This is a genomic window from Microvenator marinus (genome assembly GCF_007993755.1).
GTDB classification, from domain to species: domain Bacteria; phylum Myxococcota_A; class Bradymonadia; order Bradymonadales; family Bradymonadaceae; genus Allomicrovenator; species Allomicrovenator marinus.
Genome location: NZ_CP042467.1, coordinates 2,752,027 through 2,774,175 on the forward strand (window position 1 = coordinate 2,752,027; position 22,149 = coordinate 2,774,175).

Annotated in this window: 11 protein-coding genes and 1 pseudogene; 4 read left to right on the forward strand and 8 right to left on the reverse strand. The window is 55.7% G+C overall.

All coding sequences use genetic code 11. The features are described 5' to 3' along the window. Positions 1-117: 117 nt before the first annotated feature. Positions 118-1,623 carry an Ig-like domain-containing protein gene (locus FRD01_RS11260; RefSeq protein WP_249756187.1) on the reverse strand — a complete coding sequence of 502 codons (1,506 nt, stop codon included), beginning with the start codon at positions 1,621-1,623 and terminating at the stop codon, positions 118-120. Positions 1,624-1,980: 357 nt separating this feature from the next. On the opposite strand from FRD01_RS11260, the gene FRD01_RS11265 reads away from it, so the two are divergent. Then, positions 1,981-6,024, forward strand: coding sequence for a putative metal-binding motif-containing protein (locus tag FRD01_RS11265; RefSeq protein ID WP_249756188.1), 4,044 nt, complete (start codon positions 1,981-1,983; stop codon positions 6,022-6,024). A gap of 25 nt (positions 6,025-6,049) precedes the next feature. Continuing rightward, positions 6,050-7,591, forward strand: a complete 1,542-nt coding sequence (locus FRD01_RS11270) for a radical SAM protein (RefSeq protein ID WP_146959662.1) — start codon at positions 6,050-6,052, stop codon at positions 7,589-7,591. 13 nt (positions 7,592-7,604) lie between these two features. On the opposite strand, the pseudogene dnaK reads toward FRD01_RS11270, so the two are convergent. From dnaK to FRD01_RS11295, 5 genes and pseudogenes are all read right to left on the reverse strand, one after another. Further along, positions 7,605-9,140, reverse strand: a pseudogene (dnaK, locus tag FRD01_RS11275) (molecular chaperone DnaK); the annotation flags it as partial. 68 nt (positions 9,141-9,208) lie between these two features. Further along, positions 9,209-10,876: a tetratricopeptide repeat protein gene (locus FRD01_RS11280; RefSeq protein WP_146959666.1), complete on the reverse strand. Its 1,668-nt coding sequence runs from the start codon at positions 10,874-10,876 to the stop codon at positions 9,209-9,211. A gap of 53 nt (positions 10,877-10,929) precedes the next feature. Beyond that, positions 10,930-14,925 (reverse strand): tetratricopeptide repeat protein, encoded by a 3,996-nt coding sequence (locus FRD01_RS11285; protein WP_146959668.1) that lies wholly within the window; start codon positions 14,923-14,925, stop codon positions 10,930-10,932. Between the two features lie 133 nt (positions 14,926-15,058). Beyond that, on the reverse strand, positions 15,059-15,715 hold the full coding sequence (locus tag FRD01_RS11290) for an HAD family hydrolase (RefSeq protein WP_146959670.1): 657 nt from the start codon (positions 15,713-15,715) through the stop codon (positions 15,059-15,061). Next, positions 15,699-16,553 (reverse strand): pseudouridine synthase, encoded by an 855-nt coding sequence (locus FRD01_RS11295; protein WP_146959672.1) that lies wholly within the window; start codon positions 16,551-16,553, stop codon positions 15,699-15,701. The genes FRD01_RS11290 and FRD01_RS11295 overlap by 17 nt, the downstream gene beginning before the upstream one ends. Positions 16,554-16,659: 106 nt before the next feature. On the opposite strand from FRD01_RS11295, the gene FRD01_RS11300 reads away from it, so the two are divergent. Beyond that, positions 16,660-17,640 (forward strand): hypothetical protein, encoded by a 981-nt coding sequence (locus tag FRD01_RS11300; RefSeq protein ID WP_146959674.1) that lies wholly within the window; start codon positions 16,660-16,662, stop codon positions 17,638-17,640. On the opposite strand, the gene FRD01_RS11305 is transcribed toward FRD01_RS11300, so the two are convergent. Beyond that, positions 17,637-19,121, reverse strand: coding sequence for a hypothetical protein (locus tag FRD01_RS11305; protein WP_146959675.1), 1,485 nt, complete (start codon positions 19,119-19,121; stop codon positions 17,637-17,639). The genes FRD01_RS11300 and FRD01_RS11305 overlap by 4 nt on opposite strands. A gap of 24 nt (positions 19,122-19,145) precedes the next feature. After that, positions 19,146-20,393 carry an MFS transporter gene (locus FRD01_RS11310; RefSeq protein ID WP_146959677.1) on the reverse strand — a complete coding sequence of 416 codons (1,248 nt, stop codon included), beginning with the start codon at positions 20,391-20,393 and terminating at the stop codon, positions 19,146-19,148. Between the two features lie 427 nt (positions 20,394-20,820). Here FRD01_RS11310 and FRD01_RS11315 point away from each other — a divergent pair, with 427 nt between their 5' ends. Continuing rightward, entirely contained in the window at positions 20,821-22,140 is a 1,320-nt protein-coding gene (locus FRD01_RS11315; protein WP_146959679.1) for a CCA tRNA nucleotidyltransferase, read from the forward strand. The last annotated feature ends 9 nt before the right edge of the window (positions 22,141-22,149 follow it).

Sequence of the window (22,149 nt, forward strand, 5' to 3'; positions counted from 1 at the left end):
CGAAATTGGCGCATTTTTTTCTCTCTTCAGATTGCACACAGGTCCGCAGAATCCTACGAACTTGGATGTCTTGCAACGGCCGAGTTGAGGGGAGGATCTAAATTTGGGTCTCAGAACTCAGAATGCGGTCGGGAAAATATAGGTGGGCACGCGGCGATCCGTGGTGGAGCCGTCTCCGACCTGCCCGTTTTGGTTTTCTCCCCAACAGAAGAGGTCACCTGTTTGCGAGATGCCACAACAATGTGCGCGCCCACAATCTATCGGGAAGAGCCCGGTACCGCCCACGGCTGGGGCCGCAGTAGGCCTTGAGGTGGTGGTTTGGTCACCGAGTTGCCCGCTCGAATTTTCTCCCCAACAAATCACGTTATCGTCCACCACAACACATCCAAAGTCGGCGCCCACGGCCAAATCGCGCAATGCTCCGGCCGGAATATCTACGGCAACGGGAGTCTCGGACTGAGTCACGCCGGCTTCGCCAAAGCCTCCGCTGGATTCACCCCAGCATTCGAGCCCAACGATAGGGGAATAGGCGCATGTATAGTCGTCATAAGCGGAGATGGAGATGTAGTTGCCGGTGTTGAGTGGAATGGGACTGTGCGACCCTTCGTCTGGGCCCATGGGGCCAAGCTGGCCGGCCGAGTTATCTCCCCAACACAGGACGCGGAATTCAGGCGTGATGCCGCACATATGAGCACGCCCTGCGGCGATTTCTATGAACTCTTGGCCTTCTTGCGTAATCACGGGTGAACGGATGGTTTGCACAGACGAGCTTTCAACGATTTGATTTCGATTATCGCCAACGCATCGCAACGTATCGTCCTGAAGTTTTAGGCAGGTGAAACCGTCACCTAGCGCGGCCTCGCGAACGGCGGTCGCGAAGCTGAGCGAGGTGGTTGCAGATGGTCGGCTACCTCCCTCATCGTCCCCAAGTTCTCCATTGGCATTGTTTCCCCAACAACGCGCGACGCCGCTCGTTTGCACCACACACGAGTGAAACGCGCCGGCAAAGACGTCGATGCCGGGTGCTTCTCCGGCCACTTGCACTTCCTCAGGAACCAAGTTCGCCTCATCAGTGGCCCCAGCTTGTGCAAAATCATTTGCACCCCAACACACCACGCGTCCGTCGGCTTTGGTCGCGCATGAGTGCTCTTCCCCGAGGGCCAGGGAGTCGTAAAGCGTGTACACGGTCACGCCGATTGTTGCCGTATACACCTGATTGGCGGTCACCTGAATGATGGCATCACCAGGGGCGAGAGCAAAGATAAGGCCCCCATCGTCCACAGAAGCAATTTCAGGATTGAGGGAGGTAAACTCGATGGTTTCGATCTCCAACTCTCCGCCTTCGTCATCTACCAGCGCCGCGGTGATCCGAGCTTGTTCCTGCCTGGCAAGCAGCAAAGGGCGAGGCTGAAGGACGAGCCGAAACTCGGGCTCTGCTTCGGGGATATCTTGAGATGCGTCCTCGCCGGTATCAGAGTCGGTGCCATCCGAGCCCATATCCTGCGTGTTGGACCCCATATCAGGTAGGACCGTGATTCCATTATCATTAGGCCCCGCCTCTTCTTCACCGCACGCTCCAAAAACCAGAACAAACCCCACGACCACCATTATTTGGCGCATCATCATACCTTCCAATCGATTTGCTCCGAGTTTACGTGGAAGTCGGGAGGTACGCAAACGGCCTACTCTGCGATTTTGTTGGTTATTGGACCAATCACGAATCCTCCAAGCCGTTTGATTTTGGCACAAATTCCGGCTACTGTTTGGTTAGTAAACGAGACAACCACTTTGATTAAGTAGACTGCACGCTCTGTGCAATCTCAAGACGTGATGGAACACGGTTTTCATCCGAGGCTACACATGCTTCCAAGTTGTGTTTTTCGCATCTTCCCTGCGTTTCTTGTCCTGTTGATTTTGGGTTGGTCGGGGAGTGCTTTCGGGCAGGCTTGTTCGGTAGTTTGTCCTTTCGTGGTCGACTGTATGACCGAGTGCGAACTTGCGCCAGGAGAGCCTGAGCTTTGCGAGACGTGGTGTGACCAGTTTGGAGTTTGTACTAACTGCCCAACTCCGACATGCCCTGACGAGTGCGCGTTTGTTTGCTCACAAGCAGGGAGCCAATGCGATACACCTTGCACCCGGTGGGATGGAGCGATGTGCAACCCTGGAACATGCGGAGACGCCGGGTACACGCCACCGGACTGTTCGAAGCAGGGTGGCTACGTGCCTTCAGGTGGGCCTTACGCTTGCTGCGCCGGAAGCGACACCTGCACGTGTCAGGAGTACGATGAGGCTATCTACGAATGTGTCGGTACGGCTTGTGTTCCAGAACTCAACTTTGGATACGTGGATCGTACTGGCTGCACGAAGTGCGACGACGGGAACTTTTGTACCGACGACTCTTGTTCGGGCGGTACATGCCAGTACGCAAACAATGGTAATGCTCGAGTCTGTTATACGGGGCCTCCGGGCACACAAGGTGTTGGACTCTGTGTTTCCGGTTTGGAACGCTGCGGTGGAGGAGTTTTAGGACCCTGTATTGACGAGGTCATTCCCGCAGGCGAAGTTTGTGGTGGTAGCGACGAAGATTGTGACGGCATGCTCGATGAGGGCTGCAATTGCTCGCCGCTTGGCAACACCGAAGCGTGCTATCCAGGCCCGCCTGGCACTGAAGGGGTTGGCGAATGTAGGCCAGGTTTGCGGGAGTGCAGAGATGACGTTTTATGTCAGTCTCCGTTCACAACATGTTGGTCCGATTGTGGTGGGGCTATAGTTCCGCAACCGGAAATCTGCGACAACCTCGACAATGATTGTGACGGAAACGTCGATGGAATTCTGGAGTTCTGCTACACGGGCGACCCGTTGACCCGGGGCGTAGGTGAATGTCGGGATGGGGTTCGAGGCTGTGCAGCTGGGGCGTGGGGCCCTTGCAATAGCGAAGTGTTGCCTCAAGTCGAGATTTGTGGAGATGGGCTCGACAACGATTGCGACGGGGTTGTGGACAACGATTGCCCGTCTGGATGTGCCGGGCCTGAGACCTGTGATGGAACTGACGAAGACTGCGACGGGTTGATTGACGAGGGTGTCACACTTCCAGCGGGCCAAACATGTATCGCGGGATCGGTCTTTCCGAGTTGCGACGGCGTGGTTTGCGATCCGGGCGATGTATGCATGGCCCCTTCGCTATTCTGCTCGCCTGACGAGACGGGATGCCAGGCAACGAATTGCCCCACCGATACCGACTGCTTGCTCGGCACGTGCTTTACGAACAACTGCACGAGTCACGCGGTCTGCGACCCGGGTGACGCCTGCTATAACAACGGCCTTTGCTTGAGTATTACCGATCCATGTAGTGGACTAAACTGCCCCGAAGGCCAGATTTGCTACAAGGGCGCTTGCTACGACCCTTGTGCATCTACGGCTGAGTGTACCAATCCACTTGAGTGCTTCGACGGACGCTGCGCACCAGACGCGTGTACGGCCCCAGATGGCACTATCGTCGCCTGTCCATTCGACGAGGCATGTTATGGAGGTAACTGCTTCGATGTTTGCACTGCCGATTCCCAGTGCGGTGCGAACGAGTTTTGCCCGGCGGGCCGTTGCGCCGCGGATAACTGCGAAAACGTCCAATGCCCGGAAGGTGATGTGTGCTTCGGCGGCAATTGTTACGAAGGATGTGCCGTCACGGATTGTTCGCCAGGAAGCGTCTGCTACGACGAGGAATTCTGCGCCGACCCGACCGAAGATCTTTGCGCGACCTCACAATGCGGCGACCGGCCATGCTATCAGGGCGTATGCTTCGACGAGTGCACTATCGACACCGACTGCGAAGGCGGCGAGCGCTGTTACGACGGGCGCTGTGTGGACGTAGTGGCAGGCGCATGTGACGGCGTTCCATGTCCGGCTGGCGAGTCATGCCTTGGTGGCGAGTGCTTCCCGACTTGCGATGGAGATGTGGACTGTTCGGCGGCGAATTCCAATAGCTTCTGCTACCAGGAGGTCTGCGTAGATTCTACGTCTTGTGCTCCTGGAAAGTGTGCCTCGGACGAGGTCTGCCATATGGGCATCTGTTTCCTCGCGTGTGGACCAGGTGATGCTTGCCCAGACCCGCTGAGCTGCTTTGATGGTGATGGTCCGGCACGTTGCGCTCCTTCGGCATGCGAGGCCATGGACTCAACATTTATCGCGAACTACAACAACAACCATCCGTTCCGCGAAGACGACAAGAGACTCAGGGCGTGGCAGACGAATCGTCCGTGGGTCTTCCCTAGACCGGTTGTGAGCAACAATCCTCGCGGTTGGACTCAAATCTCAGGCAACTTCTCCGCGAACTCGATTCACCGAGAAGGAAGGGCCCGTGTGACCTTTATCTACGAGCCAGGCGAGGAGGAGTACTTCATGTTCCTCTCGCACGGCTCGCTCGATCCAGGCCAGCAAAGCGCCGATGCCGTCTATTCGATCCACGTTTTTGATGCGTATCCAGGTGTTGAAATCACCGATGACGAAGGTCTTGAGGCGGCGCTCGTGCGTACTGACGGAAACGACAGGCATATTCAGATCATGATCACGACGAATGGTGCGGACACGGGCTCCGCGCTCATCGGTCCGTTTGAGGCCGATGACGACTGGCAAATCGAGATTTATGGCGCCTTCTATGGGGATGGCATCGAGACTTGGGAGATCATGAACGGCGAGAATTTGGGCGAGTCCACGATGACGCTTGACCCGCTTCATCCGCTCATCGTCAAGAGCGAGAATTTTTCGGATAGTGAGTATCTCGACCCAACGATCGGCACCGTGTGTGAACCGGAGGGACGCGCAGGAATCTGCTCAAAGGGTACGTGGCTCGGTTGCGAAAACCACGAACGCCGATGCATTCAGACCGTCAACAGTATGGGTGCGGAGCTTTGTAACGGCGAGGACGATAACTGCAATGGTGATGTAGACGAGCTCAAGAACTTGGTGGTGCCAACCGCGCAGCAGCGCCAATGGCCCGAGGGCTACAGAGAATGGGTGACCTACGATACAGCCACACCAATCACGGGCTCCACGTACAACCCACAGTCCAACCTTCCACTTCTTTACACCCCATTGGCCGCAGACGACCGACGAGGCACCACGACGATGAACCTGCCATGGGACGGACAGGTCCAAGAGAATAGCAACCAGGCGCGCGTGTTTGCGCATCGCGACCTCTCAACTGGCCGAATGACCTTCGGATTCGTCCAAGGAAAAACGGAGACGAACGCGGGTTGGTCCACGCGCACTTTCGAGATGGACTTGCGCAGCATTGGCGATGACCGTCTGCGCGACGTTTCCGTGCCATGGTACGAAGACCGCACTGGAGACAATGACCAAGTGTATGAAGAGTATGACGTTCGCGAGAGCCACGAAGAAGCGGATATTCGTATGCGTATTGAATCCAGGGCGGGTGAAGTTGAGACCGACGCTTTCGTTGTTGGTGTGAGGCCTCTGACACAGCTGAACTGGAACACGGTGGATCCAGAAACCCGGGGATTCCGAGTTCAGTTTGAGTATCCTGGCACCAATCCATACGACTGGATCTTGCATTCTCCAGGAAGCGTGGACGGGTTGCGGACTGACCGCCAACTCCGCGCCAGAATCTTCCCGCGTCCCATTACTGAAACGGTTTGCCGCTCCAATTCGCCCACCGCGACGTGCGATCTAGGACGTTATGCATGTATTGGAGGCGAACTACGCTGTAGTCCGGCAAATAACTCGATTTGTAGCGGATGTCGCGATATCGACGGCGACGGTCAGCAGGGCTACGACCCTTCGCTCTGTCCTACTGGCACTGATTGTGACGATGGAGAAGCTGCAGTCTATCTTGGTGCACCTGAGAATTGTGATGGGCTTGATAACAATTGTGATGGGCTTATCGACCAGGTCACTGAAGGCTGTCCAGGTGGCGCGGATGTTTGTGGGCCGGTCGACTGCGGATATCGCAATGTGTGTATCTGCCCAGAAGATGCGTCATGCTATTGTGGCGAAGGGCTTGGTGAATGAGCGGGAAACGCGCTAAGCTTGCGCCATGTCAAAGCGCTACGAACTCCTAAAAACAATTGAAGACAGACTCGAAGACGAAAGCGGCACCATCTACAAGGATGCGCCGTTTCGAGTCTCGCTCGTCTATCCGTCCCCCTATCACGTGGCGATGTCTTCGCTTGGGTACCAAACGATTTATCGCATTCTGAACCTTCGTGAAGATGTGGTGTGTGAGCGAGCATTTTTGCCCGAAGACCCAGATTTCTGGCGGCGTTCAAGAACGTCGTTGCTGACCTACGAGTCGCAGAAACCCGCAGCAGATGCCGATATGGTGGCATTCTCGATCGCCTATGAGACTGAGATCGTGGGCCTTTTGGAGTGTCTTGATTTGGCAGGAATTCCGATCCGAGCGAGCGACCGCGGACCGGGCTGGCCACTCGTGGTTTTTGGAGGTCCGCTCACGAATTCAAACCCGTTGCCAGCCGCACCATTTGCGGACTTGATTGTCATGGGCGAGGGCGAAGAGTTGATTCATGTGATCATCGACTGGTGGAAATCCTCAGTCTCGCGCGAGGCCTTCTTTAGAGATATCTCCGCACTGCCCGGAATTTACGTTCCGAGTATCCACGGCGAGGTCTTGCGGCCAATCGCACAGGTCAATGATTCGAATTTGCCGGCCTACTCTCAGATTCGCACGCCTAATACCGAGCTTAGCAATATGCATCTGGTGGAGAACGCGCGTGGTTGTCACAGGGGCTGCACGTTTTGTGTGATGCGCCGCACCACGAACGGAGGGATGCGAACCGTAGAGCCGGAGAGGGTCCTCGCGACCATCCCCGACGATGCCACGCGAGTCGGGCTTGTAGGGGCGGCCACAACAGACCACCCAAAGATCCTCGATATTCTGCGCGGTATTGTAGACTCGGGGCGCGAAGTGGGGCTTTCAAGCTTGAGGGCTGACCGACTGACCCCTGAGTTCATGGAACTTTTGAAGCGCGGCGGCGCCCAAACCCTCACCATTGGCAGCGATGGTACCAGCGCACGTATGCGCAAACTCGCCCAGAAAAGCATCAAGGATCATCATATTATTCGCAGCGCTGAGTACGTGCGTGATTATGGCTTGAGGCTTCTCAAGATTTACATGGTCTTTGGCTATCCCGAAGAAACTGACGAGGATATCGAAGAGATGTTGGCCTTGGTGGAACACCTGTCTTCGATCTGCAAGGTTGCGATCGGCCTGAGCCCGCTCGTCGCCAAGAAGAATACTCCGCTTGATGGCGTGCCCTACGAAGACCAAAAAGTCTTGGAGAATCGATTCAAGTATATCCAGACGCGGGTCGACAAGGACGTAGAGGTCAGAGCGATCTCGGTGAGATGGGCCTGGGTAGAATATATGCTCGCGCAAGGTGGCTGGGATATGGCGGATGCCGCCGAAGAGGCTTGGCGTGAGGGCGGTACCTATTCAGCGTGGCGACGCGCCATCAAGAAGCACCGAAAGGGGCCTGCACCGCTCAAGAAGCCGGCAACAGACCGCCTGACCCCTGGAGCGTTTCTGGGCGAGGTGGATAAACGTGCGCCCTCGGCGTGATTTACGCGTTTCTCTGAATTGCGCGACGCAACTCTTCTTCCGAAAGCCCTGACGTGCCTTCCACCGTGATGGACTGCGACCGCTGAGTCTTAAGGTCTTTGGCGTGTACACTCACGATACCGTCGGTATCGATCTCGAAGCTGACCTCGATGCGTGGGCCGCCCGCGGGTGCAGGAGGAATGCCCGTAAGGTTGAACATTCCAAGTAGCTTGTTCTGGCTCGCGAGCTCGTGGTCGCCTTGCATCACCGTGATAGAAACCATGTCCTGATTATCTTCGGTGGTGGTGAAGACTTTGGATTCGCGAGTCGGAATAGAGGTGTTCTTCGGAATGACGGTGCTGAACCTGTCGCCGGCGACTCGGATACCCAGATTCAAAGGTGTCACGTCCAAAAGGATGACTTCGCGGACTTCACCGCCGAGGATACCGGATTGAATTGCAGCGCCCACGGCCACAACTTCATCAGGGTTTACGCCCTTGCTCGGCTTGATCCCGAAGATTTCGCGGACCTTCTCTTGAACGATTGGCATACGGCTCATACCGCCGACGAGCAGAATATCGTCCAGATCGGACTTGGTCAGACCGGAATCTTTGAGGGCCTTCAAACACGGGCCTTCGAGTCGTTCTACGAGGTCGTAGACGAGGTCGTTGAGCTGCGAGCGTGAGAGTGTCAGTGAGAGGTGGCGCGGGCCCGACTCGTCCACGGCGAGGAAAGGCAAATTGATATTCGTCTCGCTAAGGGTCGAGAGCTCGCACTTTGCGTTCTCAGCAGCTTCTTTGAGGCGTTGGAGCGCCATCTTATCATCCGAGACATTAACGCCGGTTTCGCTTTTGAATTTTTCCATGAGGAAATCGAGGATCGCGCGGTCGAAGTCTTCACCCCCGAGCTGGTTATCTCCGCATGTGGCGATGACTTCAAAGACGCCGCCGCGCAAGACGACCACACTGACGTCAAAGGTACCGCCGCCGAGGTCGAAGACCACGAGCGTGCTCTCTTTGTCTTTGCCGTATCCGTAGGCGAGCGCAGCAGCGGTGGGCTCGTTGATGATCCTGCGGACCTGTAGCCCAGCGATTTGCCCGGCTTCTTTGGTGGCGCTTCGCTGAGCGTCATTGAAATAAGCAGGCACGGTGATGACGGCCTCGGTGATTTCTTCACCGAAATAATCCTCAGCAGTTTGCTTCATCTTTTTGAGGATCATGGCGGAGACTTCTTGCGGGCTAAACTGTTGCCCGTTTACGTCTACCCATGCGTCGCCATTTGTCGCCGCGATAATGTTAAAGGGCAATGTCTCGATATAATGTTTAACAATATCGGAATTATACTTTTGCCCGATCAATCTCTTGATATCGTAGATAGATCTTTCGGGATTGATGATAGCTTGGCGTTTAGCTTGTTGCCCGACAAAACGCTCGTCGCCCTCCGTGAAACCCACGATCGATGGCGTGGTCCTAGACCCTTCACTGTTTGGCAGTACAAGGGGCTCCCCGCCCTCTACCACTGCCACACATGAATTGGTTGTCCCCAGGTCAATTCCAATAATTTTGCCCATAGCTCACTCAGCGTTCAGTTCTTCAACAAGGCCTAGCATCTAGGATACGCCAGAAAACCATGCTTTGGCTATTTTTTGAACAGATTTTTAATGAAAGAACCCGGATCTGAGGATTTTCTTTCGTTTCGGATTTTTGCCAGACGAAGTTCACGTTCGGCTTCGGTGCATGCAGGGTTGAGTTTAAGTGCTTTTTCGTAGTGACGATGAGCCTTATCCAACTCCCCCTGGGCCTTGAGCAGATGCCCCATAAAGAGCAGCGCGTCAGGCGCTGCCTGTTTATGGCCCGAGTTCATGGCCTTCTTGAGCAATTCTTCGGCTTCAGCGTGGCGCTCAGGAAACTGCCGGAAGAGCATATAGCCGTAGTAGGTCTGGTACATTCCGTCTTCGGGCACCAGCGTGTAAGCTTGCTCAAAGTGCTTGAAAGCCTCGTTGAAGTGCTCGCCTTTGTAAGCGCGGTAGCCGTCGTTGAAGGCTTCCTTTGCAGGGTTTGAGAGATTGGGATGGTTGACCTGAGAGGCTTTTCGCTGGAGCGCAAGTAGCTTCTGACGGCGCTCAGCCTCGAGATCCACCTCTGGCTCTGATGCTTCGGATGCCTCGGAGGCGAAGCTCGATTCCGAGAGTTCATCAAACCCGTTGGAGCTCTCCAAATCCATGCCTACGCGTGACTGACGGCGCCGACGTTGCTCCTGCCGCTTTCTAAAGCCGGAGAGTCGCTCGATACGTGCCTTTACTTCCTCGCGTGCTTCAGACGACTCACCGAGCCCCGTCTGATCGGCAGCTGGAGGCGCACTTCGGTCCACCGCGATTACAGGTGTAGGCTTGGGGGTACGACCTGGCGTCTGGGCCACTGGCTTAGCCGCGACGGGGTTGATCTTGGTTGCCGTGGTCGGAGCCGTAGTTGGAGCCGAATTGGCGCTGAGCGCCTGGGTTTGGGTCGTGGCCCGCTTCAGGAATGGGTTCGGTGAAGACTCGGATTTAGGCCCCGCCACCGTCTGCTCGCCCTTCTCCACCTTGAGGAGTTCCTGGTAAGAATCCTTAATAAAAATGAAGATATCCTGCGCGGTGCCCTTAACTTTATCAGAGACGTTTCCACCATAGACATCGGGGTGATGCTCTTTGACCATCACGTAGAAACGCTCTTGAAGAGCCTTTCTGCCGCAGCCCTTCCAAAGCCCGAAGACCTCGTACTTGGACTCGAGACGCTTCATCTGCATCCACATATGGTGGAGTTCGCGCTCGAGGGCAGCAGAGTCTTGTGTTGCCCGGTAGGCCTTGGTCTTTTTCTTTTCGGATTCGTCAAGTCGGTCGCGCTCGCGTCTAGCCTCTCTTTGAGCAGCCTCGGCGCGATCCTCGGCGGACTGACCTTTGCGCTCGTTCTTGACCTTATCGACGACCGTCTTAAGCTCGGCCATGAACCCGGCTTTCCCCTGACTCATGTCGATCATTTCATCGAGCGACGCTAGCGCTTGCCGTAGGGCCTTGGTGCGCTCGTCCTGGTATCGCACGAGAAACACGCTGACGACTTCCTTAAAGACTGAATCGAGGCCGATAAGGGTATCGAGTTGTTCAGCTTTTACGCACTCATGATCCACCAAGACGATATCGAAGGTCTCTTGAATGAGGGTCTGCTGCCCCTTCGACCATCGGTCATCTTCAGTAAACTGAGCTTGGCCCACAACATCCTTTAGGATCTGCACAAGGCGGGGCTCAGCGCTGATGATAAGTACTCGCAACATGGGTTTGAGAACTCCTTAAGACTAAGAGAGTACTTTATCATGAAACTAAAAAATCAGCCTCCCAATTCTTGGATTTGCCGCAACATCTCACGGCGAACACCGATTGGGATTTCCTGATCTTTGGTTTCCTGCATGAAGGTTTGGAATGACTCGAGCGCGAGCTTTCTCTGCCCGAGGTCTTTATAGAGATAGCCAAGCGTTCGATAAACCTCGGGATTCTTGAATCCGTACTTGATCGCAAGCTGCAGACGCTGAGCACCCTCACGTTGTTTGCCCGTGTAGATGAGGCTCATCCCCAATTTGTACTGGGCATCTGAGTTGTCTGGGTTTTGCTCGAGCGCCTTGCTAAAGTTTGCGATCGCAGAGTCGTAAGCTTTTTCCGAATAGTTGGAGTCTGCCATCGCGAGCAGGGCCTCAGGCATATCGGGTGCGATTTCGAGCGCTTTCGCGATGTCGCTTCGGCCGTCAGCGCTGTAGCCGAGCTTGGAGAGCAAACGCCCACGATGGATGTAGATCGCTGGGTTTTCCAGGCCGTACGCGGGGTCCACCGCAGTTGCCTTGCGGTACTCGTCAAGAGCCTGAGAGTCCCTTCCTTCAAGCTGCAGTGCGCGGCCCATGAAGTATCGGAAATTCCCACGGTTCGGCTGATAGTCCAGAACGTGTCGGAAGATTTTCAGCGCGGTGGCGATATCGCCTTCTTCAAAGGCGGTGCGGCCCACGTAGAAATACGCGTCGTGATACCGAGGGTTGATATCGTACGCGCGGCTGAAGTCCTTCATCGCTGTGTCGTAATTCTCGCGATCGAAGTGAATACGGCCTCGAATGTAGATATACTCTTCGTTCTTCGGGAACTTCTCGATGACCTTATTGATTTCGTCGATTGCGCGGTCGTAGTTCCCCTCTTGGCGGTAGGCATCAGCAAGGTACGCCGATAGCCGCACGTCTTGCACGCCCTCGTCTCTAGCCTTTTCGAGGAGCTGTTTTGCCTCTGGGAATTTCCGCTCCTCCAGGAGCAGCTTGGCCAATGCCAGACGTGCCTCCCAGAAGTTAGGATCTCGATTGAGCGCCTCGCGATACCATTGCTCAGCAGTGTCCCGTCGCTCCGACTGATAGTAGTACTCAGCCACATCAGCCGCGACTTCAGCGTCGATCAGGGCCGCCTGCTCAACCACTTTCTTTACGTGCTCCTCACCCTTCAGAATATCCTTGTCAACTCGCCACGAGAGCTTGGCTAACGCGGTATGCGCAAGGAGGAGCTTGGAGTCGATTTCCACCGCGCGCTCGTAGGCTTTTTGAGCCTGGAGGAAGTCACCACGGTCCATATTGAGGCGGCCGAGATAGAACGGGAACCGAGCGTCGTTGGGAAAGGTCTTCTGTCCTTCTTCAAGCTGGTCGATCGCTGCGCCCCACTGCTCAAGGCCTGTGTGCGCTCTGACAATGCCGAGCATGACCTCCGGCTCTTTTTGCCCAAGGTTCTTGTTGGTGGTGAAGAAGTTGAGTGCTTCTTTGAACTTCTTGGTAGCTTCGTATTCGGATGCCAGTGCGCGCAAGGTGCTCGGTCTAGCCGGATCGATTGAAAGTGCCTTGGTAAACGACTCGATCGCCAGATCGCTTTGTCGCTGACCTTTGTAGACCATACCGGCAATGTGCAGGGCTTCGGCGCGCTCAGTAGCGTGTGCCGCCTCGGCGAGCTCTCCGCTAACCTTTTCGACGTGAGGCAGCGCTGAGACAAGGCTTCCTTGAACCTCGTGCGCACGGCCTAGCTCAACGAGGCTCGCCACATGATTTGGGGAAGCCTTGATTCCCGCTTCCCAATGCTTGATAGCGGTCTCAAGGTCGCCGTTGAGGCTCTCGAGCTTGCCTTTCCAATAAGGCCCGATCGCCGAATCAGTCCTAAGATCACTCGCCGATGTGAGGGCGATTTGAGCACGGGAGTAGAGCGGATGAGACTTCTTAGTGTCTTCAACCGGAGCTTCTTCGGCCGCTTCTTCAGCTGGGGCTTCTTCTTCAGCCGGGGCTTCTTCTTCAGCCGGGGCTTCTTCTTCAGCCGGGACTTCCTCAGCAGGTGCTTCCTCGGCAGGTTGTTCCTCGGCCGGCGCTACAACGCCCTCCGCGAGCTCACGCTCGATGGTCTTCACATCACCAATTCCCATAAAGACATTGGCGTAGAAGAGGAGTTCACCGTCACCGGCGAGCAAAGGCTCAAGGTAGGCACGAGCAGCTTCTGAATTGCCTTGGGAGGCCTCAAAAGCACCTCGTGCGAGGGCTTCATACCCACCGTTTGCATCCTTGAAGGACTGCGCACGCTTCTCAGCCGCGGTCTTTAATTCTTCGCTTGGATAACGCGCCAAGACGAGGGACTGAACGACCAACAACTTCGCGCTATCTTCGCCGGTAAGATTTGCAGCACCTGCTTGGTCGAGGAGCTTTGAGTAATCCCCATAATTGTCCGAGGCCACCTGTTTGAGGTCCATGCTGACTTCAGCGGCTTTGGTCGGAACGTTTGTGGGTGTCAGCGGGGTATCGGAAGACATGGCGCTGTAGATGGCATAACCACCGGCAGCGACGAGTACGAGGACCAAAACGAGCCCACCAATGAGGAGTGGCCCGCGCTTGCGGTCTTCGTCAGCTGCCTGTTCCTGACCTACAGTCGCCGACTCGGCCTGCGGCTCCGGCTCTCGAATACCGGCGCTCTTGGGCCGGAAGGGGTCGTCGGCGCCGACTGAAAGGTCGACCTTCGCGGTTTTTGGTTTCGGTCGGTCGAGGAGCTCATCACCCCACGAGTCTACACTACCTTTTGGCGCTTTCTTTTCAGGCGGTACATCCACTCCAGGGCTCAAAGACTTAGGCTCCGAGTCTCCAAAGAGATCGTTGCCGCCGAAGAGATCTTCTTCGTCTGCTGGCTGGTCATCGAGGAACGAGAAGCCGGCGTCACCGCCAAGGAAGTCGTCGTCTTCGGCTTTTGTAGGTGTAGCATTCGACGTGAAGATATCGTCGTCGTCGTCTTTTGATGAGGAGCCGAAGAGGTCGTCATCATCGAGCGCTGGAGCCTGAGTTTTGGGTTGAACCGGTGCGCCAAAAAGATCGTCATCATCCCCGAAACTCGCCGCGGGCTGCGGCTTGCTCGGCGCGCCAAAAAGGTCGTCATCGTCTGAGCGCGACGGCGTTCCAAACAAGTCGTCATCGTCAGCTGCCGGGCTTCCGAAGAGATCATCGTCGTCTTTCGGAGCTGGCAAGGGCGCAGCCTTCGGCGTTGGTAGAGGTGGTGCCTTTGGCGATGGAAGCTCCGGAGGCGCTTTCGGCGAGGGTAATTCTGGTGGGCCACCCTTGGGGGCTGGCAGGTCGAGACCTTTAGGCGCCGGAAGGTCGATGCTCCCTTTTGGAGCTGGAAGATCGATCCCTCCTTTGGGTGCTGGCAAGTCGATCCCACCTTTGACGGCCGGAAGGTCGATGCCACCTTTAGGAGCTGGCAAGTCAATACCTTTGGGGGCCGGGAGGTCGATTCCACCTTTTGGCGCAGGGAGATCAATACCGCCTTTAAGTGCTGGAAGATCGGGAGCGTCTTTGAGAGCTGGCAAATCGTCCGTGAATCCAAGTCCGAACGGGTTCGCAGCTTTTCCAGCTTCGCGCTGCGTCCAACCGCCCATCATCGTGGCTTTTGGATCGCCTCCAAACGACGGCAATTCAGCGTCGATATGGGCTGCGAATTCCGGCATTTGAGCGATCGGTGTCCAGGATTCTTTATCGGTTGAAACCTCAGAGTCTTTGGCGACCTTATTGGTCCGGAGCATCATCTGGACGGCGCCCACATCGAAAGGCCCGAAGACTTTTCCGTTCAGGCGTTTGACGTAATATTTTTCGTTCTGCAGCGCGAAACCGCCCGAATCGAGCATCGTCGATCCGCCAGGCGCAGCCTCAGAGACAGCACCATCTGACTCAACACGGAAGCTGTGCGAACACTTCGGGCAACGCATCGTCATCCCATTGGCAGGGACCCGAGACGAATCGATATTATAACTTGCGGAGCACGCTGGGCACGTGATCTTCATGTGTTCAGTCCTTGTGCGCGTATCGTTCGCAACTGACGCTTCGTCGCGCAAATAGTGTGAGCGTCAGTTGAAGTGAAGATCTTGGCCGTACCATAAACGCCACCCCCCGATTTGGCAAGATTTAGACCGAGCACTAGTTTTGCTTCGAGTGTTCAATGATCGGAACTCTTTTTCGAGTGGCCCAACGCTGCAGTCTTGGGTCTGGGTTGACCACCACGGGATGACCCACGGCCTCGAGCATAGGGAGGTCAGTGTACGAATCGGTGTAGAACCAACAATCATCAAGGCTAACCCGTCTTTCTTTCGCGAGTTTTAGGCTCTCACGCACCTTGGCGTGGCCCCAACAAAGGCCGCCATCGAGGCGACCGGTGAACCTTCCCGAGTCCACCTCAAAACGCGTTGCGATGAGCGATTCGATGTTCAGGTCTTGGCCCAGAGCCTGGGCAACATAACGCGTTGAGGCCGTCAGAAGCACAATTTCGTGACCCTGATTCCTGTGCTTTTCCACTATTTCGAGCATATGCGGCTCAACCATGTGTCGGATTTCGGCCTCATACCACGCTCGGATTTCGGCCTCGAGGTCGCTCTCTGGCAGCCCTTTGAGTTTTTGGGCGGCCTGCAGCGCAAGGCGCTCTACGTCCACCAGGGCCAACTTATATCCAAGCAGATAGCCAACGGACTTTGCGAACTCTCGCTTTGAGATTTGACCATTCTTCCACTGGTACTTGACCCAAAGCGTTGCCGAATTGACCCGCAACAGGGTCTCGTCCATGTCAAAAAACGCGATCATCGCCAAACTCCTCCAACCAGTCTTCCAAACGAGTATCCGGCCTTCCTTGTTCCCGCCATTTTTTCACTCGCTCGGTCAGCGCTCCCCACTGACGTTTGCGGATGGCAGCTCTTCCTCCGACATCGGCCCAAAGTTCGTCGGTTTCATCTTCGGAGAGTTCGCGAAATTGTTCGACTTCGACGTCTAACTCAAAGCTTCCGATGGCCTCTCTATGCAGCGTCTGGAGCGGAAGTCCGGCCACCTTGCACATGCGCCGGACCTGCCGGTTTCTTCCTTCGTCGATCTCGATGGCGAGCCCCTCAGGCCGAAGCTCGGCGCGGAGCGCGCGGGCGGGACCATCTTGCAGGTCGAGGCCATCGAGGAGTTTTCGAACTCTCGAGTCGTCTCGCTCTAGCGGCTCGGGAAGGCCGATGACGTAGCGTTTTCGCACCTCAAACTCGGGGTACATCAGGGCAAACGTTAGGTCCCCGTCGTCAGTAATGATGAGCAGGCCACTGGTATCTTTGTCCAAGCGTCCAACCGCACATGCGTGGCCCCAGGTCTGGGAATACTGGTCGAGACAAGCCCTGCCGTGCGGGTCCGAGTGCGCCGTGATGATGCCGGTCGGCTTGTGGAAAACATAAGTTTTGAAGTCGCGAGACCCGATTTCTAGTGATTCTCCGGCGATCTCAACCTCATCCGTGGGAAGAACGATATCGCAAGGTTTAAGTGATTGGCCGTTGACTCGCACCTCGTGTAGCCGCTCGTGAGTCACTGGGCGAGTCCAACCGAGCTCGTCCTTGAGAAATTTGTCGAGACGACGAGGTAGCGTGTTTGAGCGCGGGTTTCTGGGGTGCATGACGTTGGGGTGTTTCTAGGGGATTTTCTTGAATTAGAATAATTCCCTCTCTAAGACTATCCAACTGACGAGGACAGTGTCCTCGTCGAATGAAAGGAGATATTGGATGAAAAAATTAACTATTGCGACTTTGATTCTGATCGGTGCTGGCTGCCAGTCTCAGATTACGGGAAATGAGGGAAACCTGGTCTTTTCGTATACCGCCGATGACAACCTAACGGATTTCAACAAGCCGGTGGCACTTGGCGCGAAGCTCGACCTGCGTGTGCGCGAAGCCGGCACCAACCTACCCGTCACCATATCACAGGCGTTCAGCGAGGACTCCGACATATTGAACGTGGAGACACACACGGATACACAGCTCACGGTCGCGGCTGGCGTGGCCGGCAACACCCTGATCGAAGTCGAAGCTACGAATCAGGCGGGCGACCTCATCGCAGATTCAGTGAATATGCGCGCGGACGAGGCCACAAAGCTCGACCTTCGGCACTCTTGCCTCGCACCTGGCGTGGAACGCGGCAGGTACTTGGCCAATTCTCAACGCGTCTTTGTTCCTTACGATATGTTTACTGAACGCGACGAGCCCGCCATTGGTTATGGCCTCTTCCCGATTGAATTTGCACCGGAGGGGGCAGCCGCGTTGGACACAGAGTCCAAGAGCCAGTCGTCTTTCTTTGTGGATCTCGGAGACGTCGGGACGCTCACCATGAGCTCAACTCTTGATGACGAGAAGCTCGAGATGGTGGTGACGGATGTGGGTGAAGTCGATGGTGCCACTATCGCCCCCGGGTTTGAGAACGTGGCGCTGCTTTCCGGCCAGAACGGTTTCGTCTTGGTGGCTCCAAGCGTTGGAGAGGAGATTCTGTGTCAGGCGGCTTTGACGATGAACGCCGAGTCGTTGACCCCGGAAGTCTGCGAAGTGGTCGTGCCCGGGGATTACGAGGACAGCGAGAAGCCCAACGAATCGCTATTCTTGCGTGTTGAGGGCCTTTCTACGGGCACGTGTGAGTTTGAGGTCACGTTCCCGGACGGAAATGCCGGAGCGGGTGCGGCCACTACGCTTAGCGTGCAGATTGGAGAGATCTAGGCGTATTGCGTCTCAGGAATTCCAAGTTCCATGGCAAGTCGCCGCTCGAAGTCTTCGAGGTCGGCATCGTTCATAGACTTTGTGGACTCATCGGATGAGAAGACCGTCTGTCCGAAAACAATCTGACTCTGAGCAGCGTTTCGAGCGTCCGTGGCCTCTTGGAAATGAAGGGCGAGCTCGTCAAAGCGCCACAACATGCGGCCATTTTGAGCCTCGACCGGCTCGCCATTAAACTCGAGGGCAAACTCCTTTTCGAACTCAGGGTCAAGCATCACGGCCTCAGCCTGGCCACCACGTACCGACTCAAAGACCGTCCTGAGGGCCTTACGCCGTTTTGATTCTCTGGCTGCTCGCGCCCTTTCGGCGATTCTCAAGAACCATCGAATGATGGGAATTCCGAGCATTGCCGCGCTGAACACAAGAGGTATCCAGCCGAGGGCGATGGCGACCCCGGCTGTCATTTCAGGAATGGTTCCGGCGTTGTAGGTCACGAGCGTCGCCGAAGACATGAAGAGATTGAACATGGTGAAAAGCGCGATCCAAAAGTCCGTGGACGCGGCATTTCCCGAAAAAGGCTGAGGCTTAGCCTTATCTTGCCAGACCACGGGGAGGTCACCTCTCATATTCACAGATTCAGCGGCATCTTCGGTGGCTTTGAGGCGAAGTTCATCAAATCTATAGAGCAGAACGCCATTCTCAGTGACCTGTACATCGCCACCAAAGCGCATGATTCCGGCTGTTAGGGCGTTTTCGGAATCTTCGAGGCTTAGACCAGTTCGGATAGACCAATCCGCTGGCGTCACGATTCCCTTGTTATTGCGCGCCCATGCAGCAAAGCGCTGCTGAGCCTTGAGAGGATCCTTGGGGTTTTCAGGGCCGACGACCCAATCGGTAATCTTCTGGTAGAGGGGTTTATCCACCTTATGCTTGAGGCGTTTTGCGGCGTATCCGCGGGTCTCAAAACCACCAAAACTTTGGTTTCCGTAGCCGGACCTACGGGACCTTGAGGAGCGCCCATCGTCAAATACATTCCACCAGAAAACCCATTCGAGGAGCGAGCCCAAGAGTCTAAGCGGCAACATCGCGAGCCCGTTATCACGATCATTACTCTGGGTCAGTGCACCCACAGCGAGGGCGAGCAAGATGACAATGAACACGATGGTATAGCCCACCAACATGATCATGACCCAGACTTTGAAGAGTAGACGCAGGGCTGCAGTGATCTGCTTTTTGAGCATGTACCACGTGTGGTCGCGGTCTTCGCCGCGGCGCACTAGCTCGGGATCAAAGCGGTAGAGAAGGTTTCCGTCGTCATCGACATCGAGGTGGGATTTGTACCAGGAGAGCATGCGCCGGAGTTCGTTTTCCGTTTCTCCGAGACCGATGCCTGTATCGGCCGACACGTCGGCGGCGGTGGCGATTCCCTCACGTTTCTTAAGACTTTGGAGAATCCTGCTTTCTAGTTCAAAAGATTTCGACACAATGCCTCAAATTCAAAGGGATGCCTAAACCGAGGTCTTTCCTCGGGCGCCTCGCCAGAGAAGGTAAGCAAGGCATGCCAGTGCGGCAAGGGCGCTAACCAAAAGAGTTCCGAACACGTATTCCACGGATTCGGTTTTTAGCATTCGCCCGAGCACGAGTTCTTGAACCACCGCACCCACCGAGCCCATTCCATTGATCACACCTGCGGCCACAGTGGCACGTTTGGCGGCCCCCACATCGATGGCACCTGCGCCGGTCATCAGGGCATCCGGGCCGTAGAGCGTAAACCCAATCATGCCCATGCATACCGCGAAGAGCCAGACGCTGCTGCTCCCAACGGTGTAGAGGAGCACACACGAGACGACCATTCCCAGAATGAAGACAAATGAGGTGAGCGCACGTCGGCTCTTGAAGACTCGGTCAGAAAGCCAGCCGCAGGCGATCACACCGAGGATACCCGCGGCATCAAAGACCGTGGAGATATAACCGGCGTCGTCGCCATCGAGGCCGTAATTCTTTTGGAGTAGGAAAGGTGCCCATGACCAAATGGCATAGCGGATGAATTTAACGAAGAAGTAGAAGACGCCAACGATAGCGATATTCAGAACAACGGCCCGTGGCCAGGCGACTTCAGCAACCTCATCTCCGTTCTCGTCTATCTCGGGGACCTCTTCGTCAATATCTTCGAGCCCCACGTCCGAGGGCTTGTTTCGATGGTTGAAGTAGACAAAGACCCAGACGACGAGGAGGGCGAGCGAACCCGCGAAGAAGGAATACTCGAAGCCCCATGCGCCAAGAGCGAAGGCGGCAAGTCCATTAGCCAGCATGCCGCCAACTTGAAAGTTCGTGGCCCAAACACCCATGACTCGGCCGCGTTCGTCCTTTCTGAACCATTGCCCCATGGTGCCAACGCAATTCGACCAGCCAGTGGATTGCCCCAGGCCGTTGAGGGTCACAAAAACCGCGAAGAGCGCGTAGCTATTGGTGATGCCGCACGCTGCATTCGCGGCGATGCTCAGGGCAATACCTGAGAGAAGCACGAGCCTCGGGCCCCATTTCTGGCCCGCAGCGCCCGCGATGAATTGACCAATGGTATACGCGATCAGGTAAAACGCACCGAGGGCACCCAGGGCCTCGGTATCCCAGGCGTGGGCGTCACCGAGGTTAGCTTTGACGATAGAGAAAGGCTTTCGGGCAAAGTAGAGGCCCGCGTAAGTGAGCCACGTAGCAGCGAAAATGCGCCAGCGCCAGATCTTGAATTCCTTTTCCATGGCCTTGAGCTATCACGGATTTTTTCTGATGACGAATAACGAAACGATGGCAAGTCGAGTGGCCAATTCTTCATCCACCATGACATTTCTGGCAGGGATTTCGATAGCCAGAGGGCTCGGACGAACGAAGACATACACCAAAAACCCTAAAAACCAACAACTTAACACCAAAGACTCAGGTTTGGCACACAACTCGCATTACTAGAGAGACGTAAGTGAAAAAGTTCGAAGCTTGCGATTGATTGATTTGATGAAATTGAAATTTTGATGTTTGAAATGAAAACGCGGTAAATGAACGTGATGGTTGGTTGAATGTCACCGCGAACCTTGAACAAAAGGCCCGAAACCCTTCGGGCCTTTTGTTTTTGGTACACATCGAATGAAGTTGTGGTAAACCCGTCGCCAAGACGTGACGTGAAAGTTTGCCATGCAACGACTCTTTGAAGCATTCAAACGGGCAGGGAAAGAGCTCTATTTAGTGGGTGGCGCGGTGCGCGATCTGGCACTTGGCGTGCCAATGGTCGCGCTCGACGACCTTGATTTCTGCACGAATTCACGCCCTCAGGAGACTCTTCGAATCCTCAAGGAAGCTGGATTCACCACATATGACGTAGGGATCGAGTTCGGGACGGTGGGGTGTGTGCTCTACAGTGAGACCGAGCCTGGTTACCCGAAGGACTGCCAGGTTACGACGTATCGCTCGGCCGAGTACTATCGGCGAGGAAGCAGGCATCCGGTGGTCAAGTATGGGGATACCATCGCTCAAGATTTAAGGCGGCGAGACTTTTCGATCAACTCAATCGCGATGAATGAGGCGGGTGAGTTCGTGGATCCCTATGACGGTCTAGGGGATTTGGAGCGCCGCGTCTTGCGCGTGGTTTCCGACCCACTCGAGACGCTCGCCGAGGATCCGCTGCGGATTTTGCGGATCGGTAGATTTGTAGCGCGCCTTGGTTTTGATGTGGACCCGGACTTGAGGCGCGCCGCGGACGAGCGCGCCGAGCATATTCTGGACATCAGTCGCGAACGCTGGCTACAGGAGATGAACAAGCTTCTTTTGGGGAGCGAGGTTGAGGCTGCTCTTGAGTTTCTGGCGGAAGTTAGAATTTTGGGCGTCATCCTACCTGAGTTGGCGGGACTAAAGGCCCTGGGCGGCCCTTGGTCGGACGCGATGCGTTTGGTCGGCGGCGCTCCACCGGAATTGAGCCAGCGTTGGGCGAGCGTACTCTTCTCGGTGGGGGCGTTTTGGGCGCGGGAGCGGCCCGGCCCGCATGCTGCGATGCTAGTGGAGGGAATTGCAAAACGCCTGACCTTCGATAACGCGCTTTCTTTGGAAATTCGGACTATCCTGGCTCAGCATCAGACGTTGACAGCGAGCACTTCGGAGTGGACGGACGCGGCGATAAGGCGAATGGTGAGGGAGCTCGACCCGTTTTGTGCTCAGACTCTGCGCTTTGCGCGCCACGTGGACCAAATTTTGGGCTCTGGGGACCGAAAAGAATGGTTGGGCGATTTTGAGACGCGAATGGCCGATCTTGAGAAGGCCGGCAACCTTAGACCCGAGCTTCCACGCGGTATTGGGAAGACTATCGTTGAGACGTTTGGTCTAAAACCCGGCCCGGATGTAGGGCGCCGAAAGGACTTTTTGGAGTTTTCTTTGCTAGATGGCTTGATTCCTGAGGCAAAAAACGCTCAATTCTATATGGACTACTTAAATGAACATTTCCGCGATGACGCGGAGGAATGAATAGAGGCC

Coding starts and splice junctions, on each gene's coding strand:
- FRD01_RS11280 (WP_146959666.1), bottom strand. CDS start 10,876: ATGTTGCGAGTACTTATCATCAGCGCTGAGCCCCGCCTTGTGCAGATC.
- FRD01_RS11300 (WP_146959674.1), top strand. CDS start 16,660: ATGAAAAAATTAACTATTGCGACTTTGATTCTGATCGGTGCTGGCTGC.
- FRD01_RS11260 (WP_249756187.1), bottom strand. CDS start 1,623: ATGATGCGCCAAATAATGGTGGTCGTGGGGTTTGTTCTGGTTTTTGGA.
- FRD01_RS11315 (WP_146959679.1), top strand. CDS start 20,821: ATGCAACGACTCTTTGAAGCATTCAAACGGGCAGGGAAAGAGCTCTAT.
- FRD01_RS11265 (WP_249756188.1), top strand. CDS start 1,981: ATGACCGAGTGCGAACTTGCGCCAGGAGAGCCTGAGCTTTGCGAGACG.
- FRD01_RS11295 (WP_146959672.1), bottom strand. CDS start 16,553: ATGCACCCCAGAAACCCGCGCTCAAACACGCTACCTCGTCGTCTCGAC.
- FRD01_RS11270 (WP_146959662.1), top strand. CDS start 6,050: ATGTCAAAGCGCTACGAACTCCTAAAAACAATTGAAGACAGACTCGAA.
- FRD01_RS11285 (WP_146959668.1), bottom strand. CDS start 14,925: ATGAAGATCACGTGCCCAGCGTGCTCCGCAAGTTATAATATCGATTCG.
- FRD01_RS11310 (WP_146959677.1), bottom strand. CDS start 20,393: ATGGAAAAGGAATTCAAGATCTGGCGCTGGCGCATTTTCGCTGCTACG.
- FRD01_RS11290 (WP_146959670.1), bottom strand. CDS start 15,715: ATGATCGCGTTTTTTGACATGGACGAGACCCTGTTGCGGGTCAATTCG.